This window comes from Nonomuraea jabiensis (assembly GCF_014204795.1).
In the GTDB taxonomy this organism is placed as follows: domain Bacteria; phylum Actinomycetota; class Actinomycetes; order Streptosporangiales; family Streptosporangiaceae; genus Nonomuraea; species Nonomuraea jabiensis.
Genome location: NZ_JACHMB010000001.1, coordinates 4060944 through 4079038, shown reverse-complemented (window position 1 = coordinate 4079038; position 18095 = coordinate 4060944). Strand labels below are relative to the sequence as shown.

Genomic DNA, 18095 nt, shown 5'->3' with positions numbered 1-18095 from the left:
CCCCCCTGGGTCTTCAATGGGCCACAATGGGGGCCCAATTCCCCCCACAATAGCCGCGAGGTGGCACGGAAACCCGTGCCACCTCCGCAAATCGCTCGTAAGTGGAGCTATCCCATGAACGGCCGGATCGCCTCCATGGCCCGCTGAGTGACCTCCTCGACCGGACCCGTGGCGTCGACCCCCACGAGAATGCCCTCGTCGGCGTAGTAGGAGACCAGCGGCGCCGTCTGCTCCTGGTAGACCTCCAGGCGGTGCCTGACGGTCTCCTCCTTGTCGTCGTCACGCTGGAAGAGCGCGCCCCCGCACGCGTCGCACTTGTCGTCCTTCTTGTCGTCGAACTCGACGTGCCAGATACGGCCGCACTGGCTGCAGGTGCGCCGGCCGGCCAGCCGCCTGACCACCTCGTCGTCGTCGACGACGAGCTCGAGCACGAGGTCGAGCGCCTGGCCCCAGTCCTTGAGCATGTCGCGCAGGATCTCCGCCTGTGCGACGTTCCTCGGGAAGCCGTCGAGCAGGAACCCGTCCTGCGCGTCGTCCTCGGACAGGCGGTCACGGACCATGGCGATCGTGACCTCGTCGGGCACCAGATCACCACGGTCCATGTACGTCTTGGCCAGCTTGCCAAGGTCCGTGCCCCCCGAGACGTTGGCACGGAAGATGTCACCTGTCGAGATCTTCGGGATGGACAGGTTCGATGCGATGTACTGGGCCTGTGTCCCCTTACCCGCTCCGGGGGGCCCGACCAGAACGAGACGCACTACCGCAGGAAACCTTCGTAGTTACGCTGCTGGAGCTGGCTCTCGATCTGCTTAACGGTGTCAAGGCCGACGCCTACCATGATCAGAATACTCGTCCCTCCGAACGGGAAGTTCTGGCTCGCACCGGACACCGCCAGCGCGACGATCGGGACCATGGCGATCAGACCCAGATAGAGCGAGCCCGGCGCGGTCAGACGAGTGAGCACGAAGTTCAGGTATTCAGCCGTCGGCCTGCCAGGACGGATGCCCGGAATGAAACCACCGTACTTCTTCATGTTGTCGGCGACTTCAGTGGGGTTGAACGTAATCGACACGTAGAAGTACGTGAAGAAGATGATCAGCACGAAGAACGTGGCCATGTAGATGGGCGTGTCACCCGTGGCCAGGTTCTGCGAGATCCAGCGGATGAACGCGTTGTCCGTGCTCTGGAAGAGCGACGTCAGCAGCTGCGGCAGGTAGAGCAGCGAGGAGGCGAAGATGACCGGGATGATGCCGGCCTGGTTGACCTTCAGCGGAATGTAGGTGGACGTGCCGCCGTACATCCTGCGCCCGACCATCCGCTTGGCGTACTGGACCGGGATGCGGCGCTGCGCCTGCTCGACGAAGACCACCGCGGCGATCATGAAGACACCGACGACCATGACGACCGTGAAGGTGAACTTGTTCGCCTGGAAGATGTTGGCCAGCTCGGACGGGAAGACCGCGACGACCTGGGTGAAGATCAGGATGGACATGCCGTTGCCGACGCCGCGGTCGGTGATGAGCTCACCGAGCCACATGATCACGGACGTACCGGCGGTCATGATGACCACCATCGTCACGATCTGGAAGATGTTGTCGGGGTCGAGCAGAACGTCCTGCTGGCAGTTCGGGAACAGCTGCCCGGTGCGGGCCAGCGCGATGAAGGCGGTCGACTGGAGGACGGCGAGACCGATGGTCAGATAACGCGTATACTGCGTGATCTTGGTCTGGCCGGCCTGTCCCTCCTTCTTCAGCGCCTCGAGTCGCGGAATGACGACGACGAGCAGCTGGAGAATGATGCTCGCGGTGATGTACGGCATGATGCCCAGCGCGAACACCGAAAGTTTCAGGAGCGCACCACCGCTGAACAGCTGCACCATCCCGTAGATGTTGCCGGCGGCTCCGTTGCGGGCCTGCTCGAAACAGGCTGCGAGGTTCTGGACGTGAACTCCCGGAGTCGGAAGAACCGAGCCGAGACGGAAAAGCGCGATGATGCCCAGGGTGAAGAGCAACTTCTTGCGCAGGTCCGGTGTCCGGAACGCCCGGGTAAACGCGGTCAGCACGGTCCCTCCTGCGCGCCTTTACGGCGGTGTGAGTATGCGATGGTGCGGGGATCTGCCATGTGTCTCATAGGTCAAACGAGTCGGTCAGAAGCCTGCCGTCTCGCGAACTCTAACGCACTACGGGCGTGGGGGCATTTGTCAAAGCCCCCACGCCTCGTAATAGCTCTTACAGCTCGGTAACGGAGCCACCCGCAGCGGCGATCTTGTCCTTCGCGGTGGACGAGAAGGCGTGCGCCTGAACGTTCACCGCGACGGAGATCTCGCCGGTGCCGAGCACCTTCACGAGCTGGTTCTTGCGGACAGCGCCCTTGGCGACCAGCGCCTCGACGGTGACCTCGCCACCCTCGGGGAACAGCTCACCGAGCTTGTCCAGGTTGACGACCTGGTAGGTCGTCTTGAACAGCGCGTTGGAGAAGCCCTTGAGCTTCGGCAGACGCCTCTGCAGCGGCACCTGGCCACCCTCGAAGCCGAGGGGGACCGTCGTACGGGCGTGGCTGCCCTTGGTGCCGCGACCGGCGGTCTTGCCCTTCGACGCCTCGCCGCGACCCTTGCGGATCTTGGCCTTGTTGGCGCCGGGGGCGGGACGCAGGTCGTGAATCTTGAGCGGAGCCTTGTCAGTCATGACTAGTCGACCTCTTCCACCTCGACGAGGTGCGTCACCACGGAGACCATCCCGCGAATCTCGGGCCGGTCCTCCTTGACGACGACGTCGCCGATTCGCTTCAGGCCAAGCGAACGCAGCGAGTCACGCTGGTTCTGCTTGCCACCGATCTTCGAGCGAACCTGAGTGATCTTCAGGCGTGCCATGACTAGCTCACCGCCTTCGCGGCCGCCGCCTCCGCGAGACCCTCACGCTGAGCCTTCAGCATGCGGGCCGGGGCGACGTCCTCGATCGGCAGGCCACGGCGGGCGGCGATCTCCTCGGGGCGCGAGAGGCCCTTCAGAGCCGCCACGGTGGCGTGCACGATGTTGATCGGGTTGTCGGACCCGAGCGACTTCGACAGCACGTCGTGGATGCCGGCGCACTCCAGCACCGCACGCACCGGACCGCCGGCGATGACGCCGGTACCGGCCGAGGCCGGACGCAGGAAGACGACACCGGCCGCCTCCTCGCCCTGCACGGTGTGCGGGATGGTGCCCTGGATCCGAGGCACCTTGAAAAAGTGCTTCTTCGCCTCTTCGACGCCCTTGGCGATGGCCGCGGGCACTTCCTTGGCCTTGCCGTAGCCGACGCCGACCAGGCCGTTGCCGTCACCGACGACGACGAGGGCGGTGAAGCTGAAGCGACGACCACCCTTCACGACCTTGGCCACTCGGTTGATCTTCACTACGCGCTCGATGTACGAGACGCCCTTGTCGGCGGCGCCACCGCGGCGATCGTCACGACGGTCCCGCCGCTCGCCACCGGTGCCGCCACCGCGACGCGGAGCTGCAGCCATCAGTGGTTCCTCTTCTCAGTTGCCATCATTTGCGATCCTCGGGCCCTCATCAGAATTCGAGCCCGCCCTCGCGCGCGCTGTCAGCCAGCGCCGCGATCCGGCCCGCATACCGGTTGCCGCCGCGGTCGAAGACGACCTTGGTGATCCCGGCTTCCTTGGCCCGCTGAGCGAGGAGCTCGCCGACCTTCTTCGCCTTCTCGGTCTTGTCCGCCTCCAGCGTGCGCAGTGCGGCGTCCATGGTGGACGCGCTCACCAGCGTGTGGCCGACGGAGTCGTCCACGATCTGGACGAACATGTGACGCGTCGAGCGGTTGACGACCAGGCGCGGACGCTCGGCCGTACCGACGACGAACTTGCGGACGCGGCGGTGACGGCGGGCCCGCGAGACGGTGCGGGCAGCCGTGTGCTTGCTGAACGCAGTCTTCGGAGCCATGCCTACTTACCAGCCTTTCCGACCTTGCGGCGGATCTGTTCTCCCTGGTAGCGCACGCCCTTGCCCTTGTACGGGTCAGGCTTGCGCAGCTTGCGGATGTTGGCCGCGACCTCGCCGACCTTCTGCTTGTCGATGCCGTCCACGTGGAACAGGGTCGGCTTCTCGACGCGGAAGGTGACGCCCTCGGGGGCGTCCACGATGACCGGGTGGCTGAAGCCCAGCGAGAACTCCAGCTGCGTCGGGCCCTTGGCCTGGACGCGGTAACCGACGCCGACGATCTCCAGGGACTTGGAGTACCCCTGGGTGACGCCCTGCACCATGTTGGCGATGAGCGTCCGGGACAGGCCGTGCAGCGCACGGACCTTGTTCTCGTCGTTGGGCCGGGAGACGGCGATGGCGCCGTCCTCGTCGCGAGCCACCGAGATGGGCTCGGCGACCTTGTGACTGAGCGTGCCCTTCGGGCCCTTGACCTGGACATCCTGGCCGGTGATCGTGATGTCTACGCCACTGGGCACAGGGATGGGCAGCCGTCCGATTCTCGACATGCTGTGTTCCTCCCCTCTACCAGACGTAGGCGAGGACTTCCCCGCCCACACCACGCTTGCCGGCCTGCTTGTCGGTCATGAGACCGGCGGACGTCGAGATGATCGCGACGCCCAGCCCGCCCAGGACTCGAGGCAGGTTGTCCTTCTTCGCATAAACCCGCAGACCGGGCTTGGAAACCCGGCGCAGGCCCGCGAGCGACCGCTCACGGGTAGGCCCGAACTTGAGCTCCACCACGAGGTTCTTGCCAACCTTGGCGTCCTCGACGGTCCAAGCCTGGATGTAACCCTCCTGCTGGAGGATCTCGGCGATGTGCGCCTTGATCTTCGAGTACGGCATCGACACGCTGTCGTGGTACGCCGAATTCGCGTTACGCAGACGCGTGAGCATGTCTGCGATCGGGTCGGTCATCGTCATGGCCAGTGGCCTTCCTCGCCGCGGTTTCCAGTCGGCCAAGCAGCGCTCTGCCGGTGGACCTTCGGCGTGGTCATGGACGCTCTTTGAGAGCGCCCTGGTCTTCTTCTGAAATATGATCACCCAGGGGGCGGCACGAGGCCGCCCCTAAGGTTATCTACCAGCTCGACTTGGTGATGCCGGGCAGCTCGCCCCGGTGCGCCATCTCACGGAAGCACACGCGGCAGAGCCCGAACTTGCGGTAGACGGCGCGCGGCCGGCCACAACGCGAGCAACGGGTGTACGCCCGGACCTCGAACTTCTGCTTGCGCCCCGCCTTGGCGATCAGCGACTTCTTCGCCATTGGATCAGGCCTCCTTGAACGGGAAGCCGAGGAGCTTCAGCAGCGCCCGGCCCTGGTCGTCGTTCTTCGCCGTGGTCACGATCGTGATGTCCATGCCCCGCGGCCGGTCGACCTTGTCCTGGTCGACCTCGTGGAACATGACCTGCTCGGTCAGACCGAACGTGTAGTTGCCGTTGCCGTCGAACTGCTTGGGCGACAGGCCGCGGAAGTCCCGGATACGGGGCAGGGCCAGCGCCAGCAGCCGGTCGAGGAACTCCCACATGCGGTCGCCGCGCAGCGTGACGTGAGCGCCGATCGGCATGCCCTCGCGCAGCTTGAACTGGGCGATGGACTTGCGCGCCCGGACGACGGCCGGCTTCTGGCCGGTGATCGCGGTGAGGTCGCGGACGGCACCCTCGATGAGCTTCGAGTCGCGGGCCGCCTCGCCGACGCCCATGTTGACCTTGATCTTGGTCAGGGCCGGGATCTGCATGACGTTCTCGATGCCGAACTGCTCGCGAAGCTGGGCCGCGATCTCCTCGCGGTACTTCGTCTTGAGTCGCGGCGTCGGGCGCTCGGTCTCAGTGGTCGTGGCAGTCATCAGCTGTCCTCACCCGTCTCGTCGGCCTTCTTCTCGTCGGCCTTCTTCTCGGCGGGCTTGTCGTCCTTGAGCTTCTTCACGTTCGAGACGTGGATGGGGCCCTCCATGGTCTGCACGCCGCCGGTCTTGGCGCCGCGCGGACCCTGGTGGGTCTCCTTGGAGTGCTTCTTGATCATGTTGACGCCCTCGACCACCACACGGTCCTCGTGCGGGAACGTGGCGATGACGTGACCCTTGGCACCCTTGTCCTTGCCGGCGATGACCTGGACCAGGTCACCCTTCTTCACATGCAGCTTCGGCATTACAGCACCTCCGGGGCGAGCGAGATGATGCGCATGAACTTCTTGTCGCGCAGCTCGCGGCCGACCGGGCCGAAGATACGAGTGCCACGAGGGTCACCGCTGTCCTTGATGATGACGGCGGCGTTCTCGTCGAAGCGGATGTAGGAGCCGTCGGGCCGGCGGCGCTCCTTGACCGTGCGGACGATGACGGCCTTGACCACGTCGCCCTTCTTGACGCCCGTGCTGCCCGGCAGCGCGTCCTTGACAGTGGCGACGATGATGTCGCCGATACCGGCGTAGCGTCGGCCCGAGCCACCGAGCACACGGATGCAAAGGATTTCCTTCGCTCCCGTGTTGTCGGCGACCTTGAGCCGCGACTCCTGCTGGATCACGTTGAACTCCTGTTAGTCGCGCCGGTTCTCATTTCTGAGCCTGGCGGAACCGTCGTTGTCTTGTTCCCACGGCCACAACGCCCGTAGGCGCCGCACCGCAGGCGACGCGAGACCACGTGTGGCCCCGCGTCCTTGGACGCCGTCATGGGGGCTCTCAGAGCCCCCACGAGGCGCGGTATATGTCGAGAAGGAGAGTTACTTGGCCTTCTCGAGGATCTCCACGACCCTCCACCGCTTGGTGGCGGAGAGGGGGCGGGTCTCCATGAGCAGCACGCGGTCGCCGACGCCGCAGGCGTTGGCCTCGTCGTGTGCCTTGTACTTGGTCGTACGGCGGATGACCTTGCCGTACAGACGGTGCTTGACGCGGTCCTCGACGGCGACGACGACGGTCTTGTCCATCTTGTCGCTCACCACGAGGCCCTCGCGGACCTTGCGGAAGTTCCGCTGCTCGTTCGTCTCAGTGGTCTCGGTCTCAGCCATCGCTCGTCTCCTTCTCGACCGTGACGATGCCCAGCTCGCGCTCGCGCATCACGGTGTAGATACGGGCGATCTCGCGGCGGACGGCGCGCAGCCGCCCGTGGCTCTCCAACTGACCGGTCGCCGCCTGGAAGCGGAGGTTGAACAGCTCCTCCTTGGCCTCCTTCAGCTTCTGGACGAGGGTGTCCTCGTCCTCGAGCCGCAGCTCGCCGGCGGTCAGGCCCTTAGCCATCACGCCTCACCCACTTCACGCTTAACGATCTTGCACTTCATCGGGAGCTTGTGGATCGCACGCTGAAGCGCTTCGCGGGCGATCGGCTCCGCCACGCCGGACAGCTCGAACATCACGCGTCCGGGCTTGACGTTGGCGATCCACCACTCGGGCGAACCCTTACCGGAACCCATGCGGGTCTCGGCAGGCTTCTTGGTGAGCGGACGGTCGGGGTAGATGTTGATCCACACCTTGCCGCCACGGCGGATGTGACGGGTCATGGCGATACGAGCCGACTCGATCTGACGGTTGGTCACGTAGGAGTGCTCAACCGCCTGGATGCCGAACTCGCCGAACGTGACCCTGGTGCCGCCCTTGGCGGCTCCGCTGCGGTCAGGCCGGTGCTGCTTGCGGTGCTTGACCCTGCGCGGGATCAGCATGGTCAGCTCCCTTCAGCACCCGGCTGCGCAGCCGGGCCGGTCTCGGGGGCAGCCTGCGAGGCCGCCTCGGTGCGGGGGGCGCGGTCGCCACGGCCGCCGCCACGACGGGGGCGGTCGCCGCCACCACGACGCGGACGGTCGCCGCCGCCACCACGACGGTCGTCGCGCTCGCGACGCTGGCCGGCACGAGCGCCGGCGGCGGCCGCCTCGCGCTCGGCGCGGCTGGTCGGAGCCTCGCCCTTGTAGATCCAGACCTTCACGCCGATGCGGCCGAAGGTCGTACGGGCCTCGTAGAAGCCGTAGTCGATGTCCGCGCGGAGGGTGTGCAGCGGCACGCGGCCCTCACGGTAGAACTCCGACCGCGACATCTCGGCGCCGCCCAGACGACCGGAGCACTGGACACGGATGCCCTTGGCGCCGGACTTCATGGCCGACTGCATCGCCTTGCGCATGGCGCGGCGGAACGAGACACGGCTGGACAGCTGCTCGGCGACGCCCTGCGCGACGAGCTGCGCGTCGATCTCCGGGTTCTTGACCTCGAGGATGTTGAGCTGGACCTGCTTCTTGGTCAGCTTCTCCAGGTCGCCACGGATACGGTCCGCCTCGGCGCCGCGGCGGCCGATCACGATGCCGGGACGCGCGGTGTGGATGTCCACCTGGACGCGGTCCGTCGTGCGCTCGATCTCGACCTTGGAGATGCCGGCCCGCTCCATGCCCTTCTGCAGCATGCGGCGGATCGCCACGTCCTCGGCGACGTACGACTTGTACAGCTTGTCGGCGTACCACCGGCTCTTGAAGTCGGTCGTGATGCCGAGGCGGAACCCGTGCGGGTTAACCTTCTGGCCCACTATCGGGTCCTTCCCTTCGGCTCGCGGGACTCCACGATCACGGTGATGTGGCTCGTCCGCTTGTTGATCCGATAGGCACGACCCTGGGCACGCGGGCGGAACCGCTTCAGCGTCGGGCCCTCGTCGACCCAGGCCCGGCTGACGACGAGCGTCTGCGGGTCGAGGTCGAAGTTGTGCTCCGCGTTCGCCATAGCGCTGCTGAGCACCTTGTAGATCGGCTCGCTCGCCGACTGGGGAGCGAACTGCAGCACGGCCTGCGCCTCCGAAGCGGGCAGCCCGCGAATGAGGTCCACCACGCGGCGGGCCTTCTGGGGCGTGACACGGACGAACCGCGCCTGAGCCCTGGCTTCCATCGCTTTCTCCTACTTCCGGGACGCTTACCGCCGGCTGCGGCGGTCTTCCTTGACGTGGCTGCGGAAGGTCCGCGTGGGGGCGAACTCTCCAAGCTTGTGGCCGATCATCGACTCGGTGACGAAGACCGGGACGTGCTTGCGGCCGTCGTGCACGGCGATCGTGTGCCCGAGCATGTCGGGAACGATCATGGAGCGCCGCGACCACGTCTTGATGACGTTCTTGGTGCCCTTCTCGTTCTGGACGTCTACCTTCTTCTGAAGGTGATCGTCCACGAAGGGACCCTTCTTAAGGCTACGTGGCATTTCGGCTGCTCCTACCGCTTCTTCCTCTTGCTCCGCCGACGGATGATCAGCCGGTCGCTGGACTTGTTGGCCTGGCGCGTGCGGCCCTCGGGCTTGCCCTTCGGGTTCACCGGGTGGCGACCACCGGAGGTCTTGCCCTCACCACCACCGTGCGGGTGGTCGACGGGGTTCATCGCGACACCGCGGACGGTGGGGCGCTTGCCCTTCCACCGCATACGGCCGGCCTTGCCCCAGTTGATGTTGGCCTGCTCGGCGTTGCCGACCTGGCCCACCGTCGCCCGGCAGCGCACGTCGACCATGCGCATTTCGCCGGACGGCATACGCAGGGTGGCGTACTGGCCTTCCTTGGCGAGCAGCTGGATCTGGGCGCCCGCGGAGCGGCCGAGCTTGGCGCCGCCGCCCGGACGGAGCTCCACCGCGTGGATGAAGGTACCGGTCGGGATGTTGCGCAGCGGCAGGCAGTTGCCCGGCTTGATGTCGGCAGCGGGGCCGTTCTCGATACGGTCACCCTGCTTGATGCCGGTCGGCGCGATGATGTAGCGCTTCTCGCCGTCGGCGTAGTGGAGCAGAGCGATGTTGGCGGTGCGGTTGGGGTCGTACTCAATGTGAGCGACCTTGGCCGGAATGCCGTCCTTGTCATGCCTACGGAAGTCAATGATCCGGTAGGCGCGCTTGTGACCGCCGCCCTGGTGGCGGGCGGTGACCCGGCCGTGTACGTTACGGCCGCCCTTGCTGTGAAGGGGCGCAAGCAGCGACTTCTCGGGCGTGCTGCGGGTGATCTCGGAGAAGTCCGAGACACTCGACCCGCGGCGACCCGGGGTCGTCGGCTTGTACTTACGGATGCCCATCTTTTTCGTTCATCCTTCGTCGGTTACATGGGTGAGCCCGCCGCGCGGAAGCGCGACGGTCTCGACCCCGCGCGGGCCCTGCGGCCCGCACTCATTTCTGCTGCTAGCCGATCTGACCGAAGATGTCGATCCGATCGCCCTCGACCAGGCTCACGATCGCGCGCTTGGTGTCGGGACGCTTGCCGAAACCGGTACGGGTGCGCTTGCGCTTGCCCTGCCGGTTGATCGTGTTCACGCTGGTGACCTTGACCCCGAAGATCTGCTCGACAGCGATCTTGACCTGGGTCTTGTTCGCGGTCTTCTTCACCAGGAACGTGTACTTGTTGTTCTCATCGATCAGGCCGTAGCTCTTCTCAGAGACGACCGGCTTGATGATGACGTCGCGCGGGTCGGCGATCTTCTCCATCAGGCCTCTTCCTTCCCGCTGTCGCTCAGGCGGGCGACGACCTGGTCGTACGCCTCCTGCGTGAAGACCACGTCGTCCGCCACGAGCACGTCGTACGTGTTGAGCTGCCCCGCGTCCAGCAGGTGGACCTCGGGAGCGTTACGCAGGCTCAGCCACGTCAGCTCGTCGGCCTCGTCGACCACGACGAGCACGCGCGGAGCCTGGGTGATCTTGCGCAGCGCCTCGAGGGCTGCCTTGGTCTTGGGCGTCTCGCCCGAGACCAGCGAGCTGACCACGTGGACGCGGCCGCCGCCGGCCCGGTCGGAGAGGGCGCCACGCAGGGCGGCGGCCTTCATCTTCTTGGGCGTGCGCTGCGAGTAGTCGCGCGGCACGGGGCCGTGGACGGTGCCACCGCCGGTGAACTGCGGCGCACGGGTCGAGCCCTGGCGGGCGCGGCCGGTGCCCTTCTGGCGGTACGGCTTCTTGCCGCCGCCGGAGACCTCACCGCGGGTCTTGGCCTTGTGGGTGCCCTGCCGGCGAGCGGCGAGCTGGGCCACGACCACCTGGTGGATCAGCGGCACGTTGACCTTGGCGCCGAAGATGTCCTCGGGCAGGTCGACGGTGCCGGCCTTCGCGCCGCTGGCGTCGAGGACGTCAATAGTGGTGCTCACTTGGCAGCCCCCTTCTTGGCAGAGGTGCGAACGAGGACCAGGCTTCCGTTGGCGCCGGGGATCGCACCCTTGATCAGGATGATGCCCTTCTCGGCGTCCACGGAGTGAACCTTGAGGCTCTGCACGGTGGTGCGGACGTTACCCATCCGACCAGCCATGCGCAGACCCTTGAAAACGCGGCCCGGGGTGGCGCAGCCACCGATGGAACCCGGCGAGCGGTGCTTGCGCTGCGTACCGTGCGACGCGCCCAGACCACCGAAGCCGTGCCGCTTCATGACACCGGCGAAGCCCTTGCCCTTGCTCTTGCCCGTCACGTCGACGAACTGGCCGGCCTCGAAGGTGTCGGCCAGCAGCTCCTGGCCCAGGGTGTAGTCGCTCGCGTCGTCGGTGCGGATCTCCGCGAAGTAACGGCGCGGGGTGATGTCGTGCTTACGCAGGTAGTCGCCGAGCGGCTTGTTGACCTTCCGGGGGTCGACCTGCCCGAAGCCGAGCTGGATGGCGGAGTAGCCGTCCTTGTCAGCGGTGCGGACCCGGGTCACCACGCACGGACCGGCCTCCACCACGGTCACCGGCACGAGCCGGTTGTCCGCGTCGAAGACCTGGGTCATGCCGAGCTTCTTGCCCAGGACGCCCTTGATCGTCTTAGCCATGTCAGTGCGTTCCCTCAGAGCTTGATCGAAATGTCGACACCCGCGGGGAGGTCGAGCCGCATGAGCGAGTCAACCGTCTTGGGGGTCGGGTCGATGATGTCAATCAGCCGCTTGTGCGTGCGCATCTCGAAGTGCTCGCGGCTGTCCTTGTACTTGTGCGGCGAGCGGATGACGCAGTACACGTTCTTCTCGGTCGGCAGCGGCACCGGGCCCGCGACCTTCGCGCCAGTCCGCGTCACCGTCTCGACGATCTTCTTGGCCGAGCTGTCGATGACCTCGTGGTCATAGGCCTTAAGCCGGATGCGGATCTTCTGTCCCGCCATAGTGGCCTCGGTGTCCTTCGCTGTCGTCTGAAAAAGTATCGTGCGGCCTGTTGCCGCTGTATTGGTGCAGGTCCGAGCCTGCTGGAACCCCACGAGGCAGACGTAGTCGATCTGCCTTTTCTTCCGTGATCCGGCAGTGACTTCGGTCATATCCGTCCGGCCGAAGCGACTGCTGGATCACGGCCTCTACATGAGGTCCCTGACATGGTTCGGCGGTCGGCTCCGAGTCCGGGGCCGACCGCCGCCCCGACGGTCTAGCTACTTGATGATCTTCGTGACCCGACCGGCGCCGACGGTGCGGCCACCCTCACGGATCGCGAACTTGAGGCCTTCCTCCATGGCGATGGGCTGGATCAGCTCAACGCGCATTTCGGTGTTGTCGCCCGGCATGACCATCTCCGTGCCCTCGGGGAGGTTCACGACACCGGTCACGTCAGTCGTACGGAAGTAGAACTGCGGGCGGTAGTTGTTGAAGAACGGCGTGTGGCGGCCGCCCTCGTCCTTGGACAGGATGTAGACCTGGCCGTTGAACTCGGTGTGCGGGGTGGTCGTGCCCGGCTTGATGATGCACTGGCCGCGCTCGACGTCGTCGCGCTTGATACCACGGAGCAGCAGGGCGGCGTTGTCGCCCGCGTGACCCTCGTCGAGCATCTTGTTGAACATCTCGATGCTGGTGACGGTGGTGGTGGTCTTCTCCGGCTTGATGCCGATGATGTCGACCTGCTCGTTGATCTTGACGACACCGCGCTCGATACGGCCGGTGACGACCGTGCCGCGACCGGTGATCGAGAAGACGTCCTCGACCGGCATGAGGAACGGCTTGTCCGTCTCACGCGGGGGCTCGGGCACGTTCTCGTCGACGGCGTTCATCAGCTCGATGATGCTGTCGGCCCACTTCTGGTCGCCCTCGAGAGCCTTGAGAGCGGAGACGCGGACGACGGGCAGGTCGTCGCCGGGGAACTCCTGAGCGGACAGGAGCTCACGGACCTCCAGCTCGACGAGCTCGAGGATCTCCTCGTCGTCGACCATGTCGGCCTTGTTGAGGGCCACGACGATGTAGGGGACGCCGACCTGGCGGGCCAGGAGGACGTGCTCCTTCGTCTGCGGCATCGGGCCGTCGGTGGCGGCGACCACGAGGATGGCGCCGTCCATCTGGGCAGCACCGGTGATCATGTTCTTCACGTAGTCGGCGTGACCGGGGCAGTCAACGTGAGCGTAGTGACGCTTCTCGGTCTGGTACTCGACGTGCGCGATCGAGATCGTAATGCCGCGAGCCTTCTCCTCGGGCGCCTTGTCGATCTTGTCGAACGGGGTCGCCTTGTTCAGCTCGGGGAAACGGTCGTGAAGCACCTTGGTGATCGCCGCGGTCAGCGTGGTCTTGCCGTGGTCGATGTGTCCAATGGTGCCGATGTTCATGTGCGGCTTAGTCCGCTCGAACTTGGCCTTGCCCACTGGTTCTCTCCTTGAGAATCTGACTGACTTTCGTCTACACACTCGGGCCCGGGAGCTCCCGAACCCCTTGGCGGCTGGGTGACTCTCGCCACCCAGCCAGGGACCGGATGCTTATTCGCCCCGGGCCTTCGCGACGATCTCCTTGGCGATGCCCGGGGGCACCTCCGCGTAGGAGTCGAACTGCATGCTGTAGCTCGCGCGCCCCTGCGTCTTGCTACGCAGGTCACCCACGTAGCCGAACATCTCAGACAGCGGCACGAGCGCCTGGACGACGCGCGCGCCGGCGCGCTCGTCCATCGCCTGGATCTGCCCGCGGCGACCGTTGAGGTCACCGATGACGTCACCCATGTAGTCCTCGGGCGTGGTGACCTCGACGGCCATCATCGGCTCGAGAAGAACGGCGTCCGCCTTGCGCGCGGCCTCCTTGAAGGCCATCGAGCCGGCGATCTTGAAGGCCATTTCCGAGGAGTCGACGTCGTGCGCGGCACCGTCCTGGAGCGTCACCTTCACGCCCACCATCGGGTAGCCGGCCAGCACGCCGAACTCGGCGGCCTCCTGGGCGCCGGCGTCGACCGACGGGATGTACTCCCTCGGGACGCGGCCACCCGTGACCTTGTTCTCGAACTCGTAGCCGTCGTTGCCCTCACCGAGCGGCTCGAGGTCGATGATCACCCGCGCGAACTGACCGGAACCACCGGTCTGCTTCTTGTGGGTGTAGTCGATCTTCTCCACCTTGCGGCGGATGGTCTCGCGGTAGGCGACCTGAGGACGGCCGACGTTGGCCTCGACCTTGAACTCGCGACGCATACGGTCGACGAGGATCTCCAGGTGGAGCTCGCCCATGCCCCAGATGACCGTCTGACCGGTCTCCTCGTCCCGGCGGACCTGGAAGGACGGGTCCTCCTCGGCCAGCCGCTGGATGGCGGTCGACAGCTTCTCCTGGTCGCCCTTGGTCTTGGGCTCGATGGCGACGTTGATGACCGGAGCCGGGAACGTCATCGACTCGAGCACGACCTGGTTCGACGGGTCGGACAGCGTGTCACCGGTCGTGGTGTCCTTCAGACCCATGACGGCGACGATCTGACCGGCGATGGCCGTCGGGCGCTCCTCGCGCTTGTTGGCGTGCATCTGGTAGATCTTGCCGATCCGCTCCTTCTTGCCCTTCACAGAGTTGACGACCTGTGAACCGGCCTCGAGCGTGCCCGAGTAGATGCGGATGTAGGTGATCTTGCCCAGGTGCGGGTCGCTGGCGATCTTGAACGCCAGAGCGGAGAACGGCTCGCTCGGGTCCGCGTGACGCTCGACGACCTTGTCCTCGTTGCCGACCGCGTGGCCCTTGAAGGCCGGGATGTCGGTCGGGGCGGGGAGGTAGGCGACGATCGCGTCGAGCAGGGGCTGCACACCCTTGTTCTTGAACGCGGTGCCGCAGAGCACCGGGTTGATGGCGCTGGACAGCGTGGCGCGGCGGATGGCCGCGACCAGCTGCTCCTCGGTGGGCTCGACGCCCTCGAGGAAGAGCTCCATCAGCTCGTCGTCGTTCTCGGCGACCGTCTCGATGAGCCGGTCACGCCACTCGCGAGCGGCCTCGGCGTGGTCGGCCGGGATGTCGACGGTGTCGTACATCTCGCCCTTGGCCGCCTCGGCGCTCCAGATGAGACCCTTCATCTTGATGAGGTCGATGACGCCCTTGAAGTCGGCCTCAACGCCCCACGGAAGCTGGATGACAGCCGGGGTCGCGCCCAGGCGGCTGATCATCATGTCGACGCAGCGGTGGAACTCCGCGCCGACACGGTCCATCTTGTTGACGAAGCAGATCCGGGGGACGTCGTAGCGGTCAGCCTGGCGCCACACCGTCTCCGACTGCGGTTCGACACCCGCGACGCCGTCGAACACGGCGACGGCACCGTCGAGGACGCGGAGCGAGCGCTCCACCTCGATGGTGAAGTCGACGTGACCCGGGGTGTCGATGATGTTGATGGTGTGACCGATCCACTCACAGGTGGTCGCGGCAGACGTGATCGTGATGCCGCGCTCCTGCTCCTGCTCCATCCAGTCCATCGTGGCAGCGCCCTCGTGGACTTCACCGATCTTGTAGTTGATGCCGGTGTAGAACAGGATGCGCTCGGTCGTGGTGGTCTTGCCCGCGTCGATATGGGCCATGATCCCGATGTTTCGGACCTTGGCCAGGTCAAGAGCGGTCGTGGTGGCCACTTCTCTCGCGTCCTCGTCGTCTCGTCGAACCCGCCGGGGTTACCAGCGGTAGTGGGCGAAGGCCTTGTTGGACTCGGCCATCTTGTGGGTGTCCTCGCGCTTCTTGACACTCGCCCCAAGGCCGTTGCTGGCGTCGAGGAGCTCGTTCATGAGGCGCTCGGTCATGGTCTTCTCGCGGCGGGCGCGGGAGTACTGCACCAGCCAGCGCAGGGCCAGGGTGGTGCTGCGCGCGGCGCGCACCTCGACCGGCACCTGGTACGTGGCGCCACCGACGCGGCGGCTGCGGACCTCGAGGGTCGGCTTGACGTTGTCGAGCGCGCGCTTCAGGGTGACGACCGGGTCGTTGCCGGTCTTCTCCCTGCAGCCCTCGAGGGCGCCGTACACGATGGACTGCGCGATGGAGCGCTTGCCGTCGAGAAGCACCTTGTTGATCAGGGCGGTCACCAGGGGCGAGCTGTAAACCGGGTCAGCCATGAGCTGACGACGGCCAGGAGAACCCTTGCGAGGCATTGTTAGCTCTTCTCCTTCTTCGCGCCGTAGCGGCTGCGGGCCTGCTTGCGGTTGCGGACACCCTGGGTGTCGAGCGAACCGCGGATGATCTTGTAGCGAACACCGGGCAGGTCCTTCACACGACCGCCACGCACGAGCACGATGGAGTGCTCCTGCAGGTTGTGACCCACACCCGGGATGTAGGCCGTGACCTCGATGCCGTTCGTGAGTCGAACGCGGGCCACCTTGCGCAGTGCCGAGTTGGGCTTCTTCGGGGTCGTGGTGTACACGCGCTGGCACACGCCGCGCCGCTGCGGACTCCCCTTGAGGGCAGGAGTCTTGGTCTTCGAGACCTTGTCCTGCCGGCCCTTGCGGACCAACTGCTGAATAGTGGGCACTGCCACTCCGTTTCGTGCCTTGGCCGGTGTTTCGTCAGTTGTGATGCATTTCGCAGGTACTGCCGGTGTCATGACCTGCTGATTTTCCTTGTCCCGGTGCCCCCGCGCTCGGGCGTGTCGCGCTGTTCACGCAGACGTCCCGCGAGGTTTACGAGCCAGGAAGCCGTCCCGCGCCCGTAATGAGCGCACGGTCGAGAGCCCGCTAGAGACGGGCACGAAGCTCAAGACTACCCAGGCCTCTGCGACACGTCAAAGCGGCGCGGCAAAGCGGACAAGCCTTGCCACTCCAGGACGCCGAGACCGTTTTCATCAGTGCTCGGCTACTGCTCCGGGTCCATGATATCGGGATGGAGGGGCGGACTGTGACGCGTTCGCGAGGACTGCCAGGGCGGCCGTTTGCATGGCGGTGACCCCTGCCCTCAGCGTGGGCACGGGATCGGGGCGGAAAGTCCCGGTATGCGGGCGTCCGACCTGGCCGGTGGGTGGGGCGGCGCCCACGTACCAGTAGACGGAGGGCACCCCGTAGAGGGGGAAGTCCTCGCAGGCCGAGCCGCCGGGGGCGGTGACGACCGTGCCGAGCGCGGCCTCGTGGGCCCGGCGGACCAGGGCGGTGGCGGTGGGGTCGTTCACGCCGGGCGGCACCCTGGAGACCACGATGACGCCGGCTCCCGCCGTCTCCTCCGCCAGCCGGGCGACGCGGGCGACGGCCCGGGTCACCGCCTCCACCGTCGCGGCCCTGACCGTGATCCCCGCCTCGGCGAGGGTGGGGATCACGTTGGGGCGCTCGCCCGCGTGCAACGTCCCCACGGTGACGACCGCCTGGTCGAACGCCGTCTGATCGAGCCGGTGGACGAGCGCGGCGACGGCCACGACCGGATTGCGCCCCACGTCCCGGCCAACGTCTCCGGCTTGCCCGACCTGACCGGCCCAGCCGATGTCCCCGGCGTGGCCGCCGTCCCCCGTGACGACGACGCGGAGTTCGGCGCCGGCCGCGGTGGGCGGCTGCGGGTAGGCGATCAGGCCCGCGGGGAACGGCGAGACGTGCTGGGCCAGCGCCACGTCCGGGACGCCGAACCGCTCGTACAGGCCGTCGGCGAGCATCGCGGCGGCACCCTCCAGCGTCTCCTCGGCGGGCTGGCCGACCACGAGCACCGTGCCCCGCCAGTCGTCGCAGGCGGCCAGCCGCCGGGCGGCGCCGGCCAGGCAGGCGAGGTGGAGGTCGTGGCCGCAGGCGTGGGAGACCGGCACCGTCCTGCCGTCGGGGGTCGTCGCGGTGGCGGTGCTGGCGTATGACAGGCCGGTCTCCTCCTTGACGGGGAGCGCGTCCAGCTCGGCTCTGAGCATGACCGTGACCCCGTCGCCGCGGCACAGCCTCCCGACCACGCCATGGCCGCCCACCCCGGTCGTGACCTCGTACCCGGCCGCCGCCAGCCGCCCCGCCAGGCGATCGGCCGTCCTGGCCTCCTGCCAGGACAGCTCGGGGTGGGCGTGCAGGTCGGCACGGAAGATCGCCAGGTCACGCAGCTCAGCGGTCACAGAAGACGGCTCG

General features: G+C 66.5%; 28 protein-coding genes. All 28 read right to left on the bottom strand.

The features are described 5' to 3' along the window. Positions 1 to 107: 107 nt before the first annotated feature. Positions 108 to 758, bottom strand: a complete 651-nt coding sequence (locus HD596_RS18780; RefSeq protein WP_185070637.1) for an adenylate kinase — start codon at positions 756 to 758, stop codon at positions 108 to 110. After that, positions 758 to 2062, bottom strand: coding sequence for a preprotein translocase subunit SecY (gene secY, locus HD596_RS18775; RefSeq protein WP_185070635.1), 1305 nt, complete (start codon positions 2060 to 2062; stop codon positions 758 to 760). The genes HD596_RS18780 and secY overlap by 1 nt, the downstream gene beginning before the upstream one ends. 166 nt (positions 2063 to 2228) lie before the next feature. Continuing rightward, entirely contained in the window at positions 2229 to 2684 is a 456-nt protein-coding gene (gene rplO / locus HD596_RS18770) for a 50S ribosomal protein L15 (RefSeq protein WP_185070634.1), read from the bottom strand. A 2-nt stretch (positions 2685 to 2686) separates the two neighbouring features. Beyond that, a complete protein-coding gene (rpmD, locus tag HD596_RS18765; RefSeq protein WP_080043226.1) occupies positions 2687 to 2869 on the bottom strand; it encodes a 50S ribosomal protein L30 in 183 nt (60 codons plus the stop codon). 2 nt (positions 2870 to 2871) lie between these two features. Continuing rightward, on the bottom strand, positions 2872 to 3501 hold the full coding sequence (rpsE, locus tag HD596_RS18760) for a 30S ribosomal protein S5 (protein WP_091090115.1): 630 nt from the start codon (positions 3499 to 3501) through the stop codon (positions 2872 to 2874). Positions 3502 to 3550: 49 nt separating this feature from the next. Beyond that, complete coding sequence (gene rplR, locus HD596_RS18755; protein ID WP_185070632.1) at positions 3551 to 3934, bottom strand: 50S ribosomal protein L18; 384 nt, start codon at positions 3932 to 3934, stop codon at positions 3551 to 3553. A gap of 2 nt (positions 3935 to 3936) precedes the next feature. Next, positions 3937 to 4479 carry a 50S ribosomal protein L6 gene (gene rplF / locus HD596_RS18750; protein WP_185070630.1) on the bottom strand — a complete coding sequence of 181 codons (543 nt, stop codon included), beginning with the start codon at positions 4477 to 4479 and terminating at the stop codon, positions 3937 to 3939. A 16-nt stretch (positions 4480 to 4495) separates the two neighbouring features. After that, positions 4496 to 4894: a 30S ribosomal protein S8 gene (rpsH, locus tag HD596_RS18745; protein ID WP_090930448.1), complete on the bottom strand. Its 399-nt coding sequence runs from the start codon at positions 4892 to 4894 to the stop codon at positions 4496 to 4498. Between the two features lie 154 nt (positions 4895 to 5048). Next, a complete protein-coding gene (locus HD596_RS18740; protein ID WP_020542298.1) occupies positions 5049 to 5234 on the bottom strand; it encodes a type Z 30S ribosomal protein S14 in 186 nt (61 codons plus the stop codon). Between the two features lie 4 nt (positions 5235 to 5238). Further along, on the bottom strand, positions 5239 to 5814 hold the full coding sequence (rplE, locus tag HD596_RS18735; protein ID WP_043623458.1) for a 50S ribosomal protein L5: 576 nt from the start codon (positions 5812 to 5814) through the stop codon (positions 5239 to 5241). Further along, on the bottom strand, positions 5814 to 6116 hold the full coding sequence (gene rplX, locus HD596_RS18730; protein ID WP_185070628.1) for a 50S ribosomal protein L24: 303 nt from the start codon (positions 6114 to 6116) through the stop codon (positions 5814 to 5816). The genes rplE and rplX overlap by 1 nt, the downstream gene beginning before the upstream one ends. Then, complete coding sequence (rplN, locus tag HD596_RS18725) at positions 6116 to 6487, bottom strand: 50S ribosomal protein L14 (protein ID WP_106253399.1); 372 nt, start codon at positions 6485 to 6487, stop codon at positions 6116 to 6118. The genes rplX and rplN overlap by 1 nt, the downstream gene beginning before the upstream one ends. Positions 6488 to 6682: 195 nt before the next feature. Next, positions 6683 to 6967, bottom strand: coding sequence for a 30S ribosomal protein S17 (gene rpsQ, locus HD596_RS18720; protein ID WP_185070626.1), 285 nt, complete (start codon positions 6965 to 6967; stop codon positions 6683 to 6685). Next, a complete protein-coding gene (gene rpmC / locus HD596_RS18715) occupies positions 6960 to 7196 on the bottom strand; it encodes a 50S ribosomal protein L29 (protein WP_106253417.1) in 237 nt (78 codons plus the stop codon). Before rpmC ends, rpsQ begins: the two co-directional genes overlap by 8 nt. Further along, positions 7196 to 7615 (bottom strand): 50S ribosomal protein L16, encoded by a 420-nt coding sequence (rplP, locus tag HD596_RS18710; protein ID WP_185070624.1) that lies wholly within the window; start codon positions 7613 to 7615, stop codon positions 7196 to 7198. Before rplP ends, rpmC begins: the two co-directional genes overlap by 1 nt. Positions 7616 to 7617: 2 nt before the next feature. Then, positions 7618 to 8463: a 30S ribosomal protein S3 gene (gene rpsC / locus HD596_RS18705; protein WP_185070622.1), complete on the bottom strand. Its 846-nt coding sequence runs from the start codon at positions 8461 to 8463 to the stop codon at positions 7618 to 7620. Further along, complete coding sequence (gene rplV, locus HD596_RS18700; protein ID WP_020542306.1) at positions 8463 to 8816, bottom strand: 50S ribosomal protein L22; 354 nt, start codon at positions 8814 to 8816, stop codon at positions 8463 to 8465. Before rplV ends, rpsC begins: the two co-directional genes overlap by 1 nt. Before the next feature lie 24 nt (positions 8817 to 8840). Further along, on the bottom strand, positions 8841 to 9119 hold the full coding sequence (gene rpsS / locus HD596_RS18695) for a 30S ribosomal protein S19 (protein ID WP_012887835.1): 279 nt from the start codon (positions 9117 to 9119) through the stop codon (positions 8841 to 8843). Between the two features lie 11 nt (positions 9120 to 9130). Further along, entirely contained in the window at positions 9131 to 9967 is an 837-nt protein-coding gene (gene rplB, locus HD596_RS18690) for a 50S ribosomal protein L2 (RefSeq protein WP_185070621.1), read from the bottom strand. Positions 9968 to 10070: 103 nt separating this feature from the next. Next, positions 10071 to 10373 (bottom strand): 50S ribosomal protein L23, encoded by a 303-nt coding sequence (gene rplW, locus HD596_RS18685; RefSeq protein WP_221519391.1) that lies wholly within the window; start codon positions 10371 to 10373, stop codon positions 10071 to 10073. Further along, complete coding sequence (gene rplD / locus HD596_RS18680) at positions 10373 to 11023, bottom strand: 50S ribosomal protein L4 (RefSeq protein ID WP_185070620.1); 651 nt, start codon at positions 11021 to 11023, stop codon at positions 10373 to 10375. The genes rplW and rplD overlap by 1 nt, the downstream gene beginning before the upstream one ends. Beyond that, on the bottom strand, positions 11020 to 11673 hold the full coding sequence (rplC, locus tag HD596_RS18675) for a 50S ribosomal protein L3 (RefSeq protein WP_185070619.1): 654 nt from the start codon (positions 11671 to 11673) through the stop codon (positions 11020 to 11022). Before rplC ends, rplD begins: the two co-directional genes overlap by 4 nt. Positions 11674 to 11687: 14 nt before the next feature. Beyond that, entirely contained in the window at positions 11688 to 11996 is a 309-nt protein-coding gene (gene rpsJ / locus HD596_RS18670) for a 30S ribosomal protein S10 (protein ID WP_012887830.1), read from the bottom strand. Between the two features lie 258 nt (positions 11997 to 12254). Continuing rightward, on the bottom strand, positions 12255 to 13448 hold the full coding sequence (gene tuf, locus HD596_RS18665) for an elongation factor Tu (protein WP_185070617.1): 1194 nt from the start codon (positions 13446 to 13448) through the stop codon (positions 12255 to 12257). A gap of 111 nt (positions 13449 to 13559) precedes the next feature. Further along, positions 13560 to 15608 (bottom strand): elongation factor G, encoded by a 2049-nt coding sequence (fusA, locus tag HD596_RS18660; RefSeq protein ID WP_221520516.1) that lies wholly within the window; start codon positions 15606 to 15608, stop codon positions 13560 to 13562. Between the two features lie 90 nt (positions 15609 to 15698). After that, positions 15699 to 16169, bottom strand: coding sequence for a 30S ribosomal protein S7 (gene rpsG / locus HD596_RS18655; RefSeq protein ID WP_020542314.1), 471 nt, complete (start codon positions 16167 to 16169; stop codon positions 15699 to 15701). A gap of 2 nt (positions 16170 to 16171) precedes the next feature. Then, positions 16172 to 16546 (bottom strand): 30S ribosomal protein S12, encoded by a 375-nt coding sequence (gene rpsL / locus HD596_RS18650; protein WP_020542315.1) that lies wholly within the window; start codon positions 16544 to 16546, stop codon positions 16172 to 16174. A 309-nt stretch (positions 16547 to 16855) separates the two neighbouring features. After that, entirely contained in the window at positions 16856 to 18082 is a 1227-nt protein-coding gene (locus HD596_RS18645) for an amidohydrolase (protein ID WP_313044522.1), read from the bottom strand. Between the last annotated feature and the right edge of the window lie 13 nt (positions 18083 to 18095).